15 protein-coding genes are annotated in these 18,997 nt (G+C 45.7%); 8 read left to right on the top strand and 7 right to left on the bottom strand.

From position 1 onward, the window contains the following. Positions 1-120 precede the first annotated feature (120 nt). Entirely contained in the window at positions 121-675 is a 555-nt protein-coding gene (locus HGO26_RS20530) for a hypothetical protein (protein ID WP_168827555.1), read from the top strand. Between the two features lie 554 nt (positions 676-1,229). Here the strand turns inward: HGO26_RS20530 and ycfP are convergent. Continuing rightward, on the bottom strand, positions 1,230-1,769 hold the full coding sequence (gene ycfP, locus HGO26_RS20525) for an alpha/beta hydrolase YcfP (protein WP_168827553.1): 540 nt from the start codon (positions 1,767-1,769) through the stop codon (positions 1,230-1,232). Positions 1,770-1,848: 79 nt separating this feature from the next. Further along, positions 1,849-2,877 (bottom strand): beta-N-acetylhexosaminidase, encoded by a 1,029-nt coding sequence (gene nagZ, locus HGO26_RS20520; protein ID WP_168827551.1) that lies wholly within the window; start codon positions 2,875-2,877, stop codon positions 1,849-1,851. Between the two features lie 385 nt (positions 2,878-3,262). On the opposite strand from nagZ, the gene HGO26_RS20515 reads away from it, so the two are divergent. Then, entirely contained in the window at positions 3,263-4,639 is a 1,377-nt protein-coding gene (locus HGO26_RS20515; RefSeq protein ID WP_028759794.1) for an L-serine ammonia-lyase, read from the top strand. Positions 4,640-4,757: 118 nt separating this feature from the next. On the opposite strand, the gene fghA is transcribed toward HGO26_RS20515, so the two are convergent. After that, on the bottom strand, positions 4,758-5,600 hold the full coding sequence (fghA, locus tag HGO26_RS20510; RefSeq protein WP_028759793.1) for an S-formylglutathione hydrolase: 843 nt from the start codon (positions 5,598-5,600) through the stop codon (positions 4,758-4,760). A 164-nt stretch (positions 5,601-5,764) separates the two neighbouring features. Continuing rightward, positions 5,765-6,904, bottom strand: coding sequence for an S-(hydroxymethyl)glutathione dehydrogenase/class III alcohol dehydrogenase (locus tag HGO26_RS20505; protein ID WP_168827549.1), 1,140 nt, complete (start codon positions 6,902-6,904; stop codon positions 5,765-5,767). A gap of 176 nt (positions 6,905-7,080) precedes the next feature. On the opposite strand from HGO26_RS20505, the gene HGO26_RS20500 reads away from it, so the two are divergent. Then, positions 7,081-7,959: a LysR family transcriptional regulator gene (locus HGO26_RS20500; RefSeq protein ID WP_168827547.1), complete on the top strand. Its 879-nt coding sequence runs from the start codon at positions 7,081-7,083 to the stop codon at positions 7,957-7,959. Between the two features lie 45 nt (positions 7,960-8,004). Here HGO26_RS20500 and HGO26_RS20495 read toward each other — a convergent pair whose 3' ends face one another. Then, positions 8,005-9,294, bottom strand: coding sequence for an NAD(P)/FAD-dependent oxidoreductase (locus tag HGO26_RS20495; protein WP_168827545.1), 1,290 nt, complete (start codon positions 9,292-9,294; stop codon positions 8,005-8,007). 474 nt (positions 9,295-9,768) lie between these two features. Between HGO26_RS20495 and HGO26_RS20490 the strand changes: the two genes are divergently transcribed. Further along, positions 9,769-10,416 (top strand): DUF938 domain-containing protein, encoded by a 648-nt coding sequence (locus HGO26_RS20490; RefSeq protein ID WP_168827543.1) that lies wholly within the window; start codon positions 9,769-9,771, stop codon positions 10,414-10,416. 50 nt (positions 10,417-10,466) lie between these two features. Here the strand turns inward: HGO26_RS20490 and HGO26_RS20485 are convergent, their stop codons facing one another. Beyond that, positions 10,467-11,036 carry a nuclear transport factor 2 family protein gene (locus tag HGO26_RS20485; protein ID WP_168827541.1) on the bottom strand — a complete coding sequence of 190 codons (570 nt, stop codon included), beginning with the start codon at positions 11,034-11,036 and terminating at the stop codon, positions 10,467-10,469. A gap of 416 nt (positions 11,037-11,452) precedes the next feature. Between HGO26_RS20485 and HGO26_RS20480 the strand changes: the two genes are divergently transcribed. Beyond that, a complete protein-coding gene (locus HGO26_RS20480) occupies positions 11,453-13,441 on the top strand; it encodes a TonB-dependent receptor domain-containing protein (RefSeq protein ID WP_168827539.1) in 1,989 nt (662 codons plus the stop codon). A gap of 535 nt (positions 13,442-13,976) precedes the next feature. After that, positions 13,977-14,267, top strand: coding sequence for a cytochrome c3 family protein (locus HGO26_RS20475; RefSeq protein ID WP_028759787.1), 291 nt, complete (start codon positions 13,977-13,979; stop codon positions 14,265-14,267). 237 nt (positions 14,268-14,504) lie between these two features. Here HGO26_RS20475 and yoaA read toward each other — a convergent pair whose 3' ends face one another. Beyond that, a complete protein-coding gene (yoaA, locus tag HGO26_RS20470) occupies positions 14,505-16,514 on the bottom strand; it encodes a DNA repair helicase YoaA (protein WP_168827537.1) in 2,010 nt (669 codons plus the stop codon). Positions 16,515-16,946: 432 nt separating this feature from the next. Here yoaA and HGO26_RS20465 point away from each other — a divergent pair, with 432 nt between their 5' ends. Beyond that, positions 16,947-17,447 (top strand): GNAT family N-acetyltransferase, encoded by a 501-nt coding sequence (locus HGO26_RS20465; protein WP_168827535.1) that lies wholly within the window; start codon positions 16,947-16,949, stop codon positions 17,445-17,447. 454 nt (positions 17,448-17,901) lie between these two features. After that, complete coding sequence (umuC, locus tag HGO26_RS20460) at positions 17,902-18,960, top strand: translesion error-prone DNA polymerase V subunit UmuC (RefSeq protein WP_345719263.1); 1,059 nt, start codon at positions 17,902-17,904, stop codon at positions 18,958-18,960. The last annotated feature ends 37 nt before the right edge of the window (positions 18,961-18,997 follow it).

The following is an 18,997-nucleotide window of genomic DNA, read 5'->3' as shown; positions in this document are numbered from 1 at the left end:
TTAACGCCAAATGAGTCAGAACGTTTATATTGGAATGACTCTAAAACCGTGGCCAATTTTACTTGACCACTACAAAGCGAAAATGAGTATGAACAGGAATATACCTCTTACTCCAAGCACTTGTATAAAGGGGCATTTTTTGACATAGATAATAATGGTGTCAATGAGTTTATCTCTTTCGAACGAAGAGGTGCTCATACTTATCAGAATAGAGCTTATGACAATATATACATATATGAGAAAGGATCATATAACAAGCTAAAAGGGGCTGAAAATGGCCAACAGTTCACCCCAGAAATAGGCTATTTTGGCGGGTTTACAAATAGCTATGTTCTTAAAGAATACCCTGTCAACAGAACAACAGTTTATAAAACAGGGACGGTTGGTCATAGTTGGTCAAATCTGTCTGATTCGTATATTAGGCCTTTATTGCTCAATAAAACCTATTATGTTGCCATGTTTGCCAATGTCGATACGCATATCAGTGATCCTTTGCTTGCATATAATCAAACAATGGATGAAAAAAATGCGATTGCCGTGGTCAAATTCACCCCCTCATATGATGCAGAGCAAATAGAAAACCAACCCAGATTACTCAGTACTGGGCAACCCTCAAACGAAACACAAGATATTTGTTATTTTGTTAAGACACAAGTTATTCAACAAGGACAGTAATAATGGCTGCTATAATGGCATTTAATAAAACCCACACAACAATAGGCTCATATCAGGATGCTTTTAATAGCCATCTTAAGCCGTATGAGAATGCTGAACTACAATTTGTAGTTAGTGAATTTGATCTGCTATTTGTAGACGACTCGCGTGGTTTGGAGTAGAAAATTTATCTGAAAGAGAAGGCTCTCCATCTCATAGTAACTCGGAAATGTCCAAAAGTGTGTTGCGTATGTCTTTTAAATCTACAGGTTACGTGAATGCACTAAAGGTGAGCCATGGTGATTGGCGAGACGACCGTCCGCCCCATGGACGGGGCGGTCGAGCATCCAAGGATGGACTAGCAGCGCGTCGGTGAGTAAATACCATGGTAAGCCTATATGCGGGGATATCAGCCAACACTAAAATCCTACTTAATCTATCCCCAATAGCCACAATCATACGTCCGCCACATGAAGTACGAAAGCCAAACCATAAGGCGAAATAGCCGATGAGATAAATCCACTCCCCTCTTAAATAGAAAAAGAGGAGTGATACTTTTATTCAATCGATATCAATCAAGCCAACTTAAAGGCTTTTATTTTGGGGAGATGGGCGGCGAGTTGGGGGAATTTGTGGGGCTGAACGTCATCCCAATCAATCGAATAATAGGCGCTTAATTCACTGGCGAGTTGCTGATTATCGAACATCTCATCATTCACAGAAAATATGCACATGGCCTTGTGAGTATTCTTTTCACGAAATTTCGACACGCACTTATTGGCAATGTCGGCATATTCTTCTGGGCGGTCAATCTTGCCCTGCATATTATTTTCTGGGTGCAAATTAGGATTAATCAGCACAGATTTAAGACCATTTAAAAATCCAATCCGCTCGGCCCAATAAGCGCCGAGTCCTACGCCAACCATTAACGGCGCGGGATCGTCGCTATGCTGCATTTGCTTAGCAACTTCCTTGAGCAAGTGTTGCATGTCGTGCTTAGGGTGCAAGGTGCTGTAACTGATCAAACGTACGTCAGGGTCAATAAATTGCAACTGACGCATTTTTTCGTGATTACCTGGGCTAGTCGCATCAAATCCATGAAGATAGAAAATCATATCAAGGCCTTTTAATCATTTTTAATCACAGTGAATTAACTAACCCTAGCAAAAGAGTGCTCTCACACCTTGCGCTACATCAAACTTTCGCCTGTTGAGCCAAACAAATTTGCTCGGCAAGCTGCTTGGCATTTTCCCAACGAGCCGTATTATCGAGCGCCGCTGCCGTTTGCGAGGCATTGGGTTTAAGTAAACTCGCAGGATACTGTGGCGCGCTCACAGGCCAAGTAAAGCCATCGAGTAGCGACATTACGCCCGTATTGTCATTACACACTAAAATCATGTCGCAACCTGCGGCTAAGGCGGCGCTGGCCCTTGCACGGTAATCGCCCGCAAATCCTGCGCCTTGCATGCCGAGATCGTCGGAGAAAATCACCCCGTTAAAGCCAAGTTCTTTACGCAGCACTTGTTTTAACCAGTATTCGGAGAAGCCCGCAGAGTTAGGGTCGACTTTAGGGTAAACCACGTGCGCGGGCATCACGCCTAATAATTTCTCTTTTGCGATCAATTCTTTAAACGGCAGGATATCCTTTGCAAAAATGGCCTCGGCATCACGATCATCAATGGGTTTCTCGTAGTGCGAATCCGCCACCACACTGCCGTGTCCGGGGAAATGTTTACCCACGGCGCCCATGCCAGCTGCGGCCATGCCAGCAATAAAGCTTTCGGCCAATGTAATAACCTCGGCGGGCTCTGGGCTAAAGCTGCGTTTACCTATGACTTGGCTCACGCCGTTTAAGTCCAACACGGGCGCGAAACTTAAGTCGATATCGCAAGCCAGTAATTCAATCGCCATCAAGAAACCGAGCTCACAGGCCCAACGCTTGGCCAATACCATATCGCCCTTTGCTGCGGGTAAAATGTCGCCCATGGCGGGAATAATGGTAAAGCCATCACGGAAACGTTGTACTCGGCCACCCTCGTGATCTACGGCGATTAATATTTCTGGGCGTATTTGGCGTATCTGTTGTACCAGACGGATCAACTGATCACGGCTCGAAAAATTGCGGGAAAATAGGATTAAACCACCCACCTGTGGATGGCGTAGCATCTCAGATTCAGCCTCACTGACGTCCAACGACAGTAAATCCAACATTAAATAGCTCATACTTCTCCCTAAAAATATTCATTAATACTCAAAAAATAACCACTCAAGCCATAAGTAGTCCACGCTCACAAAAAAGCTAAAAAAAGCGAGCCACCTACTCTTGTAGCGCTGTCGAAGCCTGTATTCTTGGCCATAAAATGGCCTGTAAAAAAGTCCCAATTAAGTTCAGCTTATCCGAACTATTACGAATAAAAAAAACTAATGTGAATTGTCACACTAATCTATGGGATACTGGCGTTAGAGTATCACACAAGCAGATTTCGCATGAAAGAACGCCGCCACTGACCAGAGTACACGCGCAAGATTAGCGTGCTTCAATCTGCAGAGCGAGCAATCCCATGCACTCAGACTAAAATAATAAACAAGACACAACAGGACTTCTATCATGATTAGCGTATTTGACATGTTCAAGATCGGCATAGGTCCATCGAGTTCACATACCGTCGGCCCAATGAAAGCGGGCAAAATCTTTATGCAAAACCTGACTGACTCAGGACTCGTGACCCAGATTGATGAATTAAGAGCCGAACTCTTTGGCTCCCTCGGCCAAACAGGCAAAGGCCACGGCACGGGCAAAGCAGTGATTTTAGGCTTAATGGGCGAAGATCCCGAAACCGTGGACACTGACAGTATCGACGGTATTTTAGAACACGTCTCCAAGGACGAAACCTTAACGCTGCACTGTGGCAAAGTGGTTAAGTTTACCCGTGAGCAAGGCATTACCTATCACAGACGCAAAACGCTACCTGCGCATGCTAACGCCATGACCTTGTACGCTTACTGTAAAGGGGAATGTATTTTTGATCGCACTTACTACTCAGTGGGTGGCGGCTTTATTTTAGATGAAGATGAAATTAGCCAACGTAATGCATCGCCAGCCTCACAAATTGAATCGGCACCTTTTGATTTTGTGAGTGCGGCTCATTTACTGGAATTATGCGGCGAGCAAGGTCTCAGCATTTCTTCTTTAATGATGGCGAACGAACTGAGTTTAGCCACTGAAGATGAAGTCAAAGCCAAGCTGTGGAATATTTGGCAGACGATGAAAACCTGTATCGAACGCGGTTATCAGAAGGAAGGTATTTTACCTGGCGGCCTAAAACTGCGTCGTCGTGCACCTGCACTGTACCGTCGTTTGAAAGCCGAAGGCCGTAACAATGTCGATCCATTAACCGCTATGGATTGGGTCGATTTATTCGCCCTGTCGGTCAACGAGCAAAATGCGGCCGGTGATCGCGTCGTGACTGCGCCAACAAACGGTGCTGCGGGAATTATTCCTGCCGTATTATGCTATTACGATACCTTCGTACAAGAAGTGGATATCGATGTCTGCGCCCGTTATCTATTAACTGCCGCTGCGATTGGTATTTTGTACAAGAAAAATGCCTCAATTTCGGGTGCCGAAGTCGGTTGCCAAGGAGAAGTGGGAGTGGCCTGTTCTATGGCCGCTGGCGCACTGACGGAGATCATGGGCGGTACGGTTGAGCACGTTGAAAACGCGGCTGAAATCGGCATGGAACATAACTTAGGTTTAACCTGCGATCCTGTGGGCGGCCTAGTGCAAGTGCCTTGTATCGAACGTAATGCCATGGGCGCGATCAAAGCGATTAACGCTTCTCGTATGGCCCTGCGCGGTGACGGTAACCATAAGGTTTCACTGGATAAAGTGATCAAAACCATGATGGATACAGGCAGAGATATGCGCAGCAAATACAAAGAAACCGCCAAAGGCGGCCTAGCAGTCAACATTGTTGAGTGCTAAGTGCTGAGTGTTAATTCACTTTCGCTAATTGCTTAAATCGCACCATAAAAAATGCCGCAACTCACAAAGTTGCGGCATTTTTGTTTTAGCGCATCGGCGTGACTGCTGAATCGGCTATTTAAGGCTTAAAGTATAAGCTATGGAACTTAAGGTGCTCTTCAATAAAGCTCGCGATGAAGTAGTAGCTGTGATCGTACCCCGCTTGCATCCGCACATCCAAGGGATAACCCTTGGTATGGGCGATATCCACCAGCGATTGTGGCATCAATTGGGTATCTAAAAAGCTATCGGCTTCACCTTGGTCAATCAGTACTGGCACTTCGCTAATCGCGAGCTTAAGCAACTCACAGGCATCATACTGGCGCCAATGTTCACGATTTTCACCTAAGTACTCGCTAAAGGCTTTAATACCCCAAGGTGCATTACTCGGATTCGAAATCGGGCTAAAGGCTGAAATTGAGCTGTATCTGTGCGGATTACTCAGACCAATCACCAAAGCACCATGACCGCCCATCGAATGGCCGGATATTGCACGCTGAGTAGTGACGGGAAAATGCGCTTCAATCAAGGTAGGCAGCTCATGGACTATGTAATCGTACATTTTGTAATGACGATTCCAAGGTGCTTTTGTCGCATTGAGGTAAAAACCCGCGCCTAAGCCTAAATCGTAAGCTTTATCTGCTGCATCGGGCACATCGTCACCGCGAGGACTGGTATCAGGGGCGACAATCGCCATCCCAAGTACCGCTGCCATGCGCTGTGCACCCGCCTTCTGCATAAAGTTTTCATCGGTACAGGTTAGACCTGAAAGCCAATACAGCACAGGCACAGGTTTATTCACCGCCTCAGGCGGCAGATAAATGGCAAAGCGCATCTCGCAGTTTAACGACTGAGATTGATGGCGATACTGCTTATGCCAACCGCCGAAGCTCTTGTTACAACTGATATTTTCTATGGTCATACAAGTCCTTTTAAGCTCAATCTTTTCGCGCTATTTATAACGTTAGTCTTAGCGTTAGTCATGGCGCTTATCGTCAGCTTAGTTGGCAACACAGCAGACAGATTTGCACCTGTCTGCCCGTTAGTCACATCAAGCTGAAGTATCAGTTTAGTGTGCAAAACCACTTATTTATCAAAATGGATCACGCTACGGATGCTCTTACCTTGGTGCATCAGCTCGAATGCTTCATTGATTTTCTCAAGTCCCATAGTGTGAGTGATAAAATCATCGAGCTTAAATTCGCCCGCCATGTAACGCTCAACAATGTGCGGTAACTCTGAGCGCCCTTTCACACCGCCAAAGGCAGAACCGCGCCAAACGCGGCCAGTCACCAATTGGAATGGACGGGTTGAAATCTCTTGACCAGCACCGGCAACACCTATGATGACTGATTCACCCCAACCCTTATGACAACACTCTAAGGCGCTGCGCATCACGTTGACGTTGCCGATACACTCGAATGAGTAATCCACGCCGCCATCGGTCATTTCAACGATCACCTCTTGGATGGGCTTATCCAATAATTTTGGGTTGATGCAATCGGTCGCGCCGAGTTTTTTGGCTAACTCGAACTTAGATTCGTTGATATCAATCGCGATAATGCGGCTGGCTTTGGCCATAGTCGCCCCAATGATCGCCGATAAACCGATACCGCCGAGGCCGAAAATCGCCACGGTTGCGCCTTCTTCCACTTTGGCCGTGTTCATCACAGCGCCCATGCCTGTGGTTACGCCGCAACCTAACAGACAAATTTCTTCTAATGGTGCGCTCTTATTGACTTTAGCCAATGAGATTTCAGGCAGCACGGTATATTCAGAGAAGGTCGAGCAGCCCATGTAATGGAAAATAGGCTTACCATCGAGATAAAAACGCGTGGTGCCATCGGGCATTAAACCTTTACCTTGGGTCGCACGAATTTTTTGGCATAGGTTAGTTTTGCCCGATAGGCAGAACTTACACTCGCCGCACTCTGGGGTATAAAGTGGGATCACATGATCGCCCACTTGTACACTGGTCACCCCCTCGCCCACTTGCTCAACGATACCGCCGCCTTCGTGGCCTAGAATCGCTGGGAATACGCCTTCTGGATCGTCACCGCTCAGGGTAAACGCATCCGTGTGACACACGCCCGTAGCCACAATGCGCACTAAGACTTCGCCCGCTTTAGGTAACATCACATCCACTTCTTCAATCTTAAGTGGTTGTCCTGGTCCCCAAGCAATAGCGGCCTTTGATTTAATAAACTGCGGTTTTTCGTTCGACATTGTTACGTCCCTTGAATAGGTAATAGGAGTAAGTCATTGGTGTATCATAAATTCAATTCAGGCCAAGTAAATTCTTGCGCCCATTGCACTGATGCTACTGAATAGGAGGATTGTATTTGTTTCTCAGCGAGAGACAATCTAGTATTCAAGCAATTCATTTTTACTGAGTAACAACAATGTACCTCTGGGATGGCATTTCTGAATTTGTCGCGGTGGCTGAGGCCGAAAGTTTTACCCTAGCAGCACAGCGGCTGAATATCTCCACCGCCCACGTTAGCCGCCAAGTGAGCACCTTAGAAAACCGCCTTGGCACAAAACTCTTTTACCGCACTACCCGCAAAGTGTCGTTAACCGAAGAAGGCACAATTTATTATCGTCATTGCCGCCAATTACAAACTGGGTTAGAAGAAGCCGAGCGCGCCATCTCAAACCTAAAGGACTCACCCCAAGGCTTAGTCAAACTCACGGCGCCCGTCGCCTATGGCGAAAAATTTATCATGCCATTACTCAATGATTTTATGGTGCAATATCCCAGCGTTGAATTTAGCGTCGACTTGACCAATCGCACCTTGGACTTGATTGAAGGCGGTTATGATCTGGCCATTCGCCTCGGAAAACTCGCAGATTCGAGTTTGATGGCCAAACCGCTCTGCAGCCGTACCCACTATGTCGCCGCTTCACCGAGTTATGTGGAAAAGTACGGCCAGCCCCATACCTTATCAGAACTTAGCCAGCACAATTGTTTGATCGGTAATCATAATTACTGGCGCTTTGTGGAAAATGGCCGCGAGCGCAATATTAAAGTCCGCGGCAATCTCAATTGTAACAGCGGCTACGCATTAAGGGATGCGGCACTAAAGGGCATAGGGATAGTTCAACTGCCTGATTATTATATTGAAGAAGATATTCAAGCCGGACGGTTGCTCTCCTTCCTTGACACTCACCGCGAAGCCAAAGAAGGCATTTGGGCACTCTATCCGCAAAATCGCCACCTGTCGGCCAAGATCCGTGTATTGGTCGATTACCTTGCCGAAAAACTCATCGAACAGGATTAAATACTGTTTGAGCAGATTGATTGGTAGCAGACAACACGGCGCAGACTAGCGCCAGTTTTCCCGCAAAGTGTAATACAACATGCCTAACGCCAGCGCTTGATTGCCGAACCATTCATTTAACGGAATGCGAATATGGCGCATGGCGGCAAACAAATCAAATTCATGTAATTGCCCATCCATCGCATTGGCCATGATCTCAGCCATAATGTGCGATGTCGCCACCCCATGCCCAGAATATCCTTGGCAATAGAATACATTAGGCGACATTTTGCCGAGCTGCGGGATACGGTTAATCACAATTCCGGCCATTCCGGCCCAGGCAAATTCGATATTAATGCCCTTTAATTGTGGAAACGTACGCTCAATCGCGGGCCGTAATTCCGCCGCCACATTTTTAGGATCGCGGCCGCTGTAATTAGTGCCGCCGCCGAACATCAACCGTTTATCCGCGGTCAGGCGATAGTAATCCAGTACAAAGCGGCAATCGTACACGGCCAAGTCCTGCGGATTAATTTGCAAAGCGATCTCATCGGGCAGAATCGCAGTGGCGCAATTGCCTAAGGACGCCGGAAATAACATACCGCGCAGTTTTGGACGGGCGAGTTTATGGTAAGCATTACCAGCGATCAGCACACTGTTGGCGCGTACTTTCCCCCTAGCGGTGACAACAGTCGCCACATCGCCTTCTTCAATATCAAGTACGGGTGTGTGTTCAAAGATTAACGCCCCAAGACCTGCTGCGGCGCGGGTTTCACCCAAGCATAGATTAACAGAGTGCAAATGCATGTTGCGCCGATTGACTAAGCCGCCGTGATACAAGGGCGAGCCTAAATAGGCGGGCATTTCATCAGCGGATACCAGCGTCATAAATTCACCCATGCCGCGGCGCTGCGCCTCGTCATGCATAGCCCTAAGTTCCTGCATGTGCTTTGGCTGGTAAGCAGTTTGGATATGACCAAACTTTAAATCACAGTTTATGCCGTACTTGGCCACCCGGTTTTTAATAATGTCATGACCGCGCCAACGTAAATTCCACACATAATCTTCAGCTTCATTGCCAATTTGGCGGCGCAGCTGTTTTGTCATCGCAACATCGCCGGACAAACTGCCCGTCACCTGCCCACCGTTGCGTCCGGTCGCGCCCCACCCAATTTTATTGGCCTCAATAAGCGCCACTTTGTAGCCCTTCTCAGATAATTCCAACGCCGTTGCCACGCCTGTAAAACCGCCACCAACAATCGCCACATCGACTCGAATGTCGCCTTCAAGCGCAGGATAATCTGACTCTTGGTCAATGGTGGCATTGTAGTAGGAGGCGCAACGCTCTGCTGGCATGGTCATTCCTTGATGTTGAAAGTTAACTGTTGAAAGTTGATGGCTGAAAGTGAGTGTTGAGTCTTAGTTCTGGGCACTCAGTTTTAGGACACTCGTTTTAACGCGGCATTATACCGACGTTGTTTTATATTTTTTACAAGCGTTCAGAATTTGTGAGTATATCTAAGTTGAGATCGAGGTCAACAGTGAATTGCGATAACTATTTTTGCAGGACATGACAAAGGGAGTTGAGCTGGCTGCAGGCTCCTTCTTGAAGAACCTGAAATGGAGGTGCTTGAGATGGAAGCTTCTGAAATGGCGGTACCTAAAATTAAGGTACTAAAATTAAGGTACCTAAGATTAAGTTACCTAAGATAGAGACTCCAAATGTTAAGGCGCGGCTCATTTTATCTTTTAAGTCTTATACTTTTTGCTGGTTTAAGATAGGCTTGTGCGGCGTCATCCTCTTTTTATCTCAGCAACCTAGAGTCCATTATGCCACTAATGCCAATTACCCAGCCACTTGTCCAATTGCCGTTTTCCCAAGCGTGTGAAAACAACAAAGCGCCGATTTTAGCGGTATTAACACAAGCATTCTCACTCAACCAACATGTACTCGAAATCGGCAGTGGCACAGCGCAACATGCTGTGTATTTTGCAGCAAATCTTCCCCATGTAATCTGGCAAACCAGCGATCAAGCTGAATATATTGAGGTCATTACCGCAAGATGTATGCATGAAGGCAAGCGACCCAACGCAGCGGCAAACCTACGCTTACCACTTACCCTTGATGTTACCGCGCCATGGCCAGTGAAGGGATTAACACCTGATATTGATGGCGTATTTACTGCAAACACTTTGCATATTATGAGCAAAAATATGGTTGAAGCGTTTTTTACTGGCCTTGGTCTGTATCTCCCCCAACTTAAGACCCTGTGTATTTACGGCCCCTTTAACTACCAAGGCGAATTTAGCAGTGACAGCAATCGTCAATTCGATGCCTTTTTAAAACAACACAATCCCGCCAGCGGCATTCGCGATATTGAATGGATTTGCAGTTTAGCCAGCGAGCAAGGCTTAACACTGAAGCAAGATGTGGCTATGCCCGCCAATAATCGACTACTGCATTTTGTTAAGAGCTAGTTTTTGTTAAAGACTCGTTTTTTGTTAAAAGCTAGCTTTGGTTGAGTGGTTTAGTCCGTTTTGGCCTCGGCGGTTCTGTGCCCATAGCTCAGTATTCGGGTAGCTTTCCACTGTTCATTCTGTTTGCGCCACACAATGACAAAGTCGGCTAGGCCATCACAGCTACCAGTTTCAAAGCTGCAAAAACGATGAACGCCTTGCTCTATCGCGCCAAACTCTTTCACCGGAAACACTTTCATCGTGCCCGCAACTAACTCGCGGCGGTAATGGCCACAGGCATATTTTTCGGTATTAGCGATCATGTCCTTGCGGTTCCAAGTGACGCCACCCGTGTCGTGGTAAAACTCTACATCTTCAGTGAAAAACGCCGCGTGTTTCTTGAGTTCAGCAGGTGCTGAACACTTATTGAAACTGTCGAACACAGCAAAATCCACCGCTGCAATTTGGGTAGATAAAAGTGCAGCAGCGGGCTGCGCAATGTCAGCTTGTGGAGCCCCAGCCGTTTTAACTGATGCTGCTTTAGCTAATGCGGGCGCATCTGTTGCAACAGCAGGTTCGGTAGTGGCGAGTGACAAAGTTAAAACAGTGACTGTGGCTAGGCTATAAAATGCTGGATTCATATTCTCTCCGTAAATATTGGCAATACATTTTGTATGGCGACGATTCACATCACAAACATGAATGCACCACGAGACATAAAGTCACATCGCCAGCAAAGCTTATGCCAGTTAAAATTTCCATATTAATCATATTGATATAGCTTCATATTACGTTACGCAGTTTTGTGCTGTGATAGTTTCTGATTATTCTCACTATTTTTAGTGATTTATCCGACGATCGTCATACTCAGTGCCTTGCGCTCAATGCGCTCAATCAGGATGACTATGCCAGCGAGCAAACGTCGAATATACGGGCTATCACACTGTTATTAAACACTAAAAATTTACACTGCCTTTACACAAAAGAGAGACATCCAAGCTTGAAGCTATAATTAAGAATAATTATCATTCGCCAAAATTACCGAAGGAAGAATGATATGCCCCGCTTTATCCGTCGCACTCGCCAAACCTCGCATCTATCTCATGCAACACAGACACCTATGTTGAGCCAGCTATCACGCGCTATTGGTTTATGTTTGTTATTACCTGCAGCATGGGCTAGTGCTGCAAATACGCAAGATACCACTCCAGAAATGGAGCGCATGGTGATCACAGCAACACAAACTAAACACTCGGAGCTTTCGGCTCCCGCTTCGGTGTCCGTGATTAACCGCAGTGAACTTGAAGCTCTAGTCATAGACGATCTTGCTAGCGCAGTCCGTTATTTACAGGGTGTGAACATCAGCGAAGGCACGCCCTATGGCCGCAATGAGATCAGCCTGCGAGGTTTGGATTCAGATTACACTTTAATCTTGATTAATGGCCGCCGCATTAACTCCCGCGAAGCATTAACCTCTGGTTATGGCAACGATTTTGACTTGTCCTCTATTCCAATGTCTGCCATTGAACGTATCGAAGTTGTGCGTGGGCCTATGTCATCCCTCTACGGCTCAGAAGCTTTGGGCGGTGTGGTTAACGTCATACTGCGTCAACCGACTGAAGACTGGCAAACCAGCGTTGGCGTGCAATACGATGCACCAACCAGTGGCAAAGGTGGCGATAGCACTAAGTACAATTTCTACAGCAGTGGCGCGCTGATCAAAGATAAATTACTGGCAAACTTAATCGTCGACAGCAATAAACGCGATGCATGGCGCTCGGACTTAAAACCCACTATTGATGCGCTAGAAGACAGAGATGAAATCAGTGCCCTCGCCAATTTACAATGGCTGATTGATAACCAGCAAGATCTGCAATTTGACTTAAGTTACGCCAACGATAAACGCGAGTCTGATTGGAATAACTACGGCACGATTCTCACCAATAACCAACAAGCGGAGCGGATAAGTTCAGGTCTGACCCATAATGGCCACTGGAACTGGGGCGATACTCGCCTGCGCTATTACTATGAAAATGTTGAGGTGACTGACGACTCAGCGTTAATCGCCGAGATTGGTAATATCACCCAAACCAACCACAATCTTGACGGTCAAACCACTGTCCTGCTTGGCGATCACATGTTAACCAGCGGTGCAGAATACCGTTGGACCCAACTCGAAAATAGCCGCAATATTTTAGGTGATGGCACCTTAGACGACAGCCAATCGGCATTGTATCTACAAGATGAATTTAGCTTAGGCGAACTCAATATCACCTTAGGCGGGCGCGTCGATCACCACGATGTGTACGGCACCGAATTTAGTCCACGCTTGTATTTGGTGTATAACTTAAGCTCTGAATGGGTCATTAAAGGTGGTGGCGGCAAAGCCTTTAAAGCACCAAATATGGCGCAATCCCAAGCCGATTATATTATCCCCGCTTGTCGTGGCGCCTGTACCGTTGCGGGAAATCCTGATCTACAACCCGAAACCTCTGTGAACTACGAATTATCGACCCAATATCAAACCACGGATTTTGGTGGCTCGATCACCTACTTCCATAACGATGTAGAAAATAAAATTATCACCGAAACTTGGAATAGAGTCCCAAGTACAGTATTAACTTACCAAAACGTGAACGAAGCTAAGATCACAGGGTGGGAATTACAAGCTTGGTACAATTTAACTCAAGATCTCAGCCTAAACGGTAATTACAGTAAAACCGATGCCGAAGATAAGCAAAATGGCGCGCCTTTTACCTTAACACCGGACGACAGCTATAACCTAAAACTGCAATGGCAGGCATTCGATGGTTTATCCACCTTTATCGCCTACCATTATACTGGCGAGCAGTATTTGCGAGCCAATGTCAAATCAGAGGGTTATGGCTCGCTCGATATAGGTGCGAATTATCAAATTAATCCTATGTTTAGACTGAAGCTTGGCGTGACTAACCTAACGGATTCTGAACGTGACCAAGTTGCCACCGACCTTGATTATATTCAAAAGAGTCGCAGTATTTATGCTGGGGTAACTGCAAGTTTCTAAGCTCTACAAGCCAGAAATTAATGTGTAATTATAGCTCTGCTACTCAACATTAAACATCATAGGCGAAGCCCGTTTTGGCTTCGCCTATTGTTTTAAGACCAAAATAAATGTCACACATTCGGCTAGAAAAAGTAAAATAAATATATTTTCTAAAATATAGAATTTTTAAATAAACATCAAAAATATAAATTACATAATCCAGATTTAAATCATTAGTCTTTTACATTCCGCAATATAACCTTGATCATACTTTAACGCTAAAAAATAACTCACCCGTTAACCTTTGATAACGATCAAGGTTTTGTCATATTAAAAAACTATTATACACACGCAAGACTGCTAAAGCTTGAGGTGTAAAATTCTCGATTATTAAACTTACGCACCAAGCAAAAGCGATATTATCTTTCCGTTTATATCACTAATAAAACAGCGAGAAAAATACAGTTCCAACTTCAAGTTATATATTTCATAGCTAGATATATGATTTACTCGCTTCAGAATGATGATTTAACCAACAATAAAAAAGGAAAATAACATGCTTAAAAAGATGATGCTAATGTGCGCGCTGTGCTTTTCAACTAATTTAATGGCGGTATCACTTGCCGACAGTCATTCTGAAAGATCTGACTGTGAATCCTGCCATAAAGATAAAAAACCTTCAGCGGATTATGTTTTTGAAAATCAGCAATGTGTATCATGCCATGGAGAAATGAAAACTCTCGCAGGTGAAGCTCATACTAAACATGATGGCGTTTTAACATGCACCAATTGCCATATCGCTCATCAAGAAAAAGCACCAGCAGATGCTTGCAAAGAATGCCATTAATTCACTAAAAATCTAAAACCAAAGGCCGAAGAATTATTTATTTTGAATGGAACCATTAGGCAGGATGCCACTTGACCCAACCTCCAAGGGTGTTTGCCATCTATTGCTCACAGGTGGCAATTTTTACCTCCGTTTTTATATCCTTACAATATGTGTAACGGCTCAATACTTAGCTCAGAATTCCATATCCGGCAAATAGGACAAATTTAAGTATGCTAGGTAAACCATAGACGAATCTCAGGGGATTGTTCTCAAGAACGCCAATGCCTTTTCTAGGTCACGGGTGCGTGCCATCGGCGGCAGCGAGTTTAAAAAGGCTTGGCCATAGTAGCGATTCACGATACGATTATCGCAAAGGATCAGCACACCGCGATCTTTTTCATCGCGAATAAGACGGCCAACACCTTGTTTCAGCGCAATAATCGCCTGCGGTAACGACACTTCAGTAAAAGGATCGAGTCCCTGACGACTCACATTGTCGGCTCGGGCGCGATACAGGGGCTCATCGGGCGACACAAAAGGTAATTTGTCGATAATCACGCAGCTTAACAATTTACCGCGCACATCCACCCCTTCCCAAAAACTACTGGTGCCGAGCAATACCGCATTACCGAGTTGGCGAAACTTAGTCAGCAGACTCTGTTTACCCGCTTGGCCTTGTACCAGCAGCGGATACTGAGTGCGAGTTCGCAATGCCAGCGCCGCTTGTTCGAGCATTTTATGGCTGGTAAATAAAATAAAAGTCCGTCCCTGCGCCGCATCTATCGCTTGCACGCACACATCCACCAGCTGCTTTAACGCTTGCTGTTGATTGGTCACGCTCCCAAGTTGTCTAGGCACACAAAATACTGCTTGGCGGGGATAATCGAAGGGACTGTCGAGAATACTTTGCTGCGCATCGACGATACCCATTTCTCGGGCAAAATGAACAAGACTGCGGTTAACCTGCAAAGTTGCCGAGGTAAATATCCAGCTGGTTTCGGGCACAAATAATTGTTGGCACTCACGGGCAATATTGATTGGTGAAATTCGCAGCACCACAAAGCGACTACCAAATTCGATGCTGTAGGCCGCCAGATTATTATCGCAGTTAAAAAACACACTGAGCTTGTTATTCAGCTCCGCCAACTTAATGGCGATATCATCTAACAATTCACTACGCCCAATATGGGCCATTAATAAATTCTGCAGCGCGGTTAATTCCGCTAATAAATCCCATGACGCCGCCGCGAGCGCTTTATTGCCCAGCACTAAACGCCAATCGGATTCGCCGCAGGAATATAACTGATTATGCCAATCACTTAATTTAGCGAGGCAACGCTGGCAAAATTGGGCGAGTTGCCCAGTATCACTGAGTTCAGTCTGATAAATAGCGAGTAGCTTTTGAATGAAATCATCGATAGTACGACTCGAACATTGCTGGCCAAAATAGTTAACGCAAATATCGGGTAATAAATGCGCTTCATCGAAAATCACCACATCAGGATCGGGTAATAACTCGGCAAAGCCCGTGTCTTTCAGTACGCTATCGGCGAAAAATAAATGGTGGTTAACCACAATGATTTTGGCATCCAGGGCACGGCTGCGCGCCTTGCGAGTAAAGCAGACATCGTAAAAGTCGCAGCGCTTGCCAATACAGCTTTCCTTAGTGCTGACCACGAGCGGCAGCGCCGAGGAATTCTCAGGCACTGAGGTTAAGCCGCCAATATCACCATCTTTGCAGGTGCTCGCCCACTGATTGATTTTCAACAAATCATCCAACAAACGCGCATCGATATGTGTCGCCTCACTCATTTGCTTATCGAGGCGCCACTGGCACAGATAATTATTACGCCCCTTTAGTAGAGCCAGTTTAGGCTCAATCCCCAACATAGCGACCAGCGCGGGTAAGTCTTTAAAAAACAACTGCTCTTGCAAGTTTTTACTGCCCGTACTGACGATGACTTGCTTACCGCTCAATATCGCGGGGATCAAATACGCAAAGGTTTTACCTACCCCCGTACCCGCCTCAATTACTACATTCCCCTTCGCCGCTATCGCCTCACTCACTTCCTGTGCCATCTGCATCTGGCTTGTTCGCGCACTAAATCCTTGAATATGTTTAGACAATACTCCATCGGGCAAAAATGCGCGTTGCACTTCGGACGCGAGTCGACTCACCGCTGCGGCGCCTTTTAAGGCAGCAGGCTTAGCGACGGTTTCTTTAGAGGAAACATGCTTTGATGTCGGTTGGCGGGAGCGAGTCAAAGGGAGAATCAATCCTTTATCAAGGTGTTAGAAACGTCAATGAAAACAGTACAGCAAATCCACACAATAAATTACTGAGCGAGTGCATAGTGATACTTTATAAGCACAAACAATGGTTAGTACCGCATGCCGCTGCCGTAAACAATAGCGTTAAGCTTAACAGCTCGAAGCATTATGCTGATTTGAGATAAGACTACAAGTTAGCCGCGTAATTAACGCCAATTTAAACGTCGGTATTTGCTAGCATCCGTCAAAGCATGTGCGCTAGCTGTAACGGTTCGCAAACTTCTGTCGATTTCAGCCTGCCACTAACCATTTGAAATAAATAAGCTACCTCAGCAAAGCAAAACTCTATACCATTATATACGCTCGATAACAGGATGTTTCAGTGCCCAAGCATCAATACTTAGACGCAGGTAATCAGGATGAATGATGTCAAACGTCAGTCTTATCAATTTAAAAATAAGTGACACCACAACGCTACAACGTCTACTCCAACTTTATTATTTTGATTCAACACCTTGGAGCAAAGAAGATATAGGCATTGATGGCTTATATGATGGCTCTACAGCCTCAGATCTTGAATCCTATGTTAACTCACAAGAGGCAAAAGCCTACCTCATTTGGGTAAATGAAGTATTGGTAGGCTTTGTTCTACTAGATAGGGTTGAAGTTGAGGAAAGGCCTATCTGGGAACTAGCCGACCTCTTTATTCTTCCTAAATATCGCGGTGGTTGGATTGCGCTCGAAGTAGTCCGTCAAATATTTGAGCAGATTAGCACACCGATACTGGTCGCTACGTTCAAAGAAAATGAACTGGCTTTGCGCTTTTTTAAAGCGGTATCAAAACGATTACAGCTTAATTCAGTACGTGAGTTAATCGAGGATGAAACTACTCCGTTTTATACTTTCATCATAAATGAACACATCTAACAATCGATGTTATTCAAGTTTTTCTAAGCCACCCATTGTTTGTAGTGGTACGGTTAATTTGGCCATCTAGTTAGAATTGACCTCAGCAATGTCTACGTTTTTGACCTTCGCCATACTTATCGTAATGTGAACTAGACGATTGTGAGTAATAGATCTAACGCGCTTTTGTCCCAAAGTGAGCTAGGAAGCAACAGGCAGATGACATGTGATTACTGAGTCACTTGAACCTGTTTGTGTCGAGTGAAGATTGTCCCTAGGCAATTTGTCTGTCAGTCTTCCTCGGTATTCAAATTATTAATTCCTTAGCGATCAAATTGATTACAAAATTAGACATATGGATGAATCCCTACTAAAAAATAGACAGCAAATTGAGCTTGGTGATTTTTCAGGTGTTAGACGCCAGCAACCTATGTAGCAGAAAGGATGATCACTTACTCGTCTATTTTTAGCAGGAATTATTAGCCAACTGTATGAGCTCTATGCAGACATGTCAAACAGAGTGATGACCACCTTAGATCAAATGGTGCCGAAAGTAGAAGTGTATAGTATTGATGAAGCGTTTTTAGATCTATCACGCATCGATAAATGCACCGATATTCATCAGCTTGCATTAGATATTTATCAGCGAATACCGCAATGGACAGGGATCAGTGTTTGCGTTGGCATTGGGCCGACAAAGACCCTCGCCAAACTGGCAAACTATGCTGCTAAGCGTTATCCAGCAACCCGGGGCGTGGTTGATTTGCGCGACCGAGAACGCCAACGACGACTCATGGCGCTTATCCCTGTCGAGGAAGTCTGGGGAATAGGCCGTAGGCTTACGAAACGCTTGAACATCATGGGCATAAATACCGCGCTGCAATTGGCGGATGCGCATCCCAAACTTATCCGCGATACCTTTTCGATCACCGTTGAGCGCACGGTACGCGAACTTAACGGCATTGCCTGTGATGACATACAAGAGGTCGCCGCCACTAAGCAACAAATTATCAGCTCCCGCTCCTTTGGTAGTCGTATTGATAATTTAGAAGCGATGCAACAGGCAATCAATGAATACACTTTTAGGGCCTGTGAAAAACTGCGCTCCGAGCGCCAATACGCTAAAGCGATGTCGGTATTTGTGCGTACTAGCCCTTTTAGCGATGCGACTCCCCAGTACAGCAAATCGCTGTCGGGCAGTTTAGTTCGCCCCAGCAATGATACGCGGGATTTTGTCACCCTTGGCCAAAGCCTACTGCAACGTATTTGGCGAGAAGGTCATGCCTATGCAAAGGCCGGTGTCATGTTAGGGGATTTTTTTGGTGCAGGCGTGTTTCAGCTCGGATTATTCGATGACGTCACGCCTAGGCCTAAAAGCAAAGAGCTGATGCAATTACTCGATAAAGTGAACCACAGCGGCCGCGGAAAAATTTGGTTTGCAGGACAAGGTATTGACCCAACTTGGGGGATAAAACGTGAACAGCTTTCCCCTCGTTACACCACCCAATGGGCACAATTGCCCATAGTGACATAATCAGCAGCTCCAGTGGCTAAATGACCATCTGCGAATC

The organism is Shewanella oncorhynchi, from assembly GCF_012584455.1.
In the GTDB taxonomy this organism is placed as follows: Bacteria; Pseudomonadota; Gammaproteobacteria; order Enterobacterales; family Shewanellaceae; genus Shewanella; species Shewanella oncorhynchi.
Note: the sequence above shows the minus strand (reverse complement) of the source record. Positions and strands in the feature narration are given on the sequence as shown.

What these genes read in the sequence shown, in the direction of transcription:
- HGO26_RS20480 (WP_168827539.1), top strand. Translation starts at nt 11,453, where the DNA reads ATGCCCCGCTTTATCCGTCGCACTCGCCAAACCTCGCATCTATCTCAT.
- HGO26_RS20490 (WP_168827543.1), top strand. Translation starts at nt 9,769, where the DNA reads ATGCCACTAATGCCAATTACCCAGCCACTTGTCCAATTGCCGTTTTCC.
- fghA (WP_028759793.1), bottom strand. Translation starts at nt 5,600, where the DNA reads ATGACCATAGAAAATATCAGTTGTAACAAGAGCTTCGGCGGTTGGCAT.
- HGO26_RS20475 (WP_028759787.1), top strand. Translation starts at nt 13,977, where the DNA reads ATGCTTAAAAAGATGATGCTAATGTGCGCGCTGTGCTTTTCAACTAAT.
- nagZ (WP_168827551.1), bottom strand. Translation starts at nt 2,877, where the DNA reads ATGAGCTATTTAATGTTGGATTTACTGTCGTTGGACGTCAGTGAGGCT.
- HGO26_RS20500 (WP_168827547.1), top strand. Translation starts at nt 7,081, where the DNA reads ATGTACCTCTGGGATGGCATTTCTGAATTTGTCGCGGTGGCTGAGGCC.
- HGO26_RS20505 (WP_168827549.1), bottom strand. Translation starts at nt 6,904, where the DNA reads ATGTCGAACGAAAAACCGCAGTTTATTAAATCAAAGGCCGCTATTGCT.
- HGO26_RS20515 (WP_028759794.1), top strand. Translation starts at nt 3,263, where the DNA reads ATGATTAGCGTATTTGACATGTTCAAGATCGGCATAGGTCCATCGAGT.
- HGO26_RS20485 (WP_168827541.1), bottom strand. Translation starts at nt 11,036, where the DNA reads ATGAATCCAGCATTTTATAGCCTAGCCACAGTCACTGTTTTAACTTTG.
- HGO26_RS20495 (WP_168827545.1), bottom strand. Translation starts at nt 9,294, where the DNA reads ATGCCAGCAGAGCGTTGCGCCTCCTACTACAATGCCACCATTGACCAA.
- ycfP (WP_168827553.1), bottom strand. Translation starts at nt 1,769, where the DNA reads ATGATTTTCTATCTTCATGGATTTGATGCGACTAGCCCAGGTAATCAC.
- HGO26_RS20465 (WP_168827535.1), top strand. Translation starts at nt 16,947, where the DNA reads ATGTCAAACGTCAGTCTTATCAATTTAAAAATAAGTGACACCACAACG.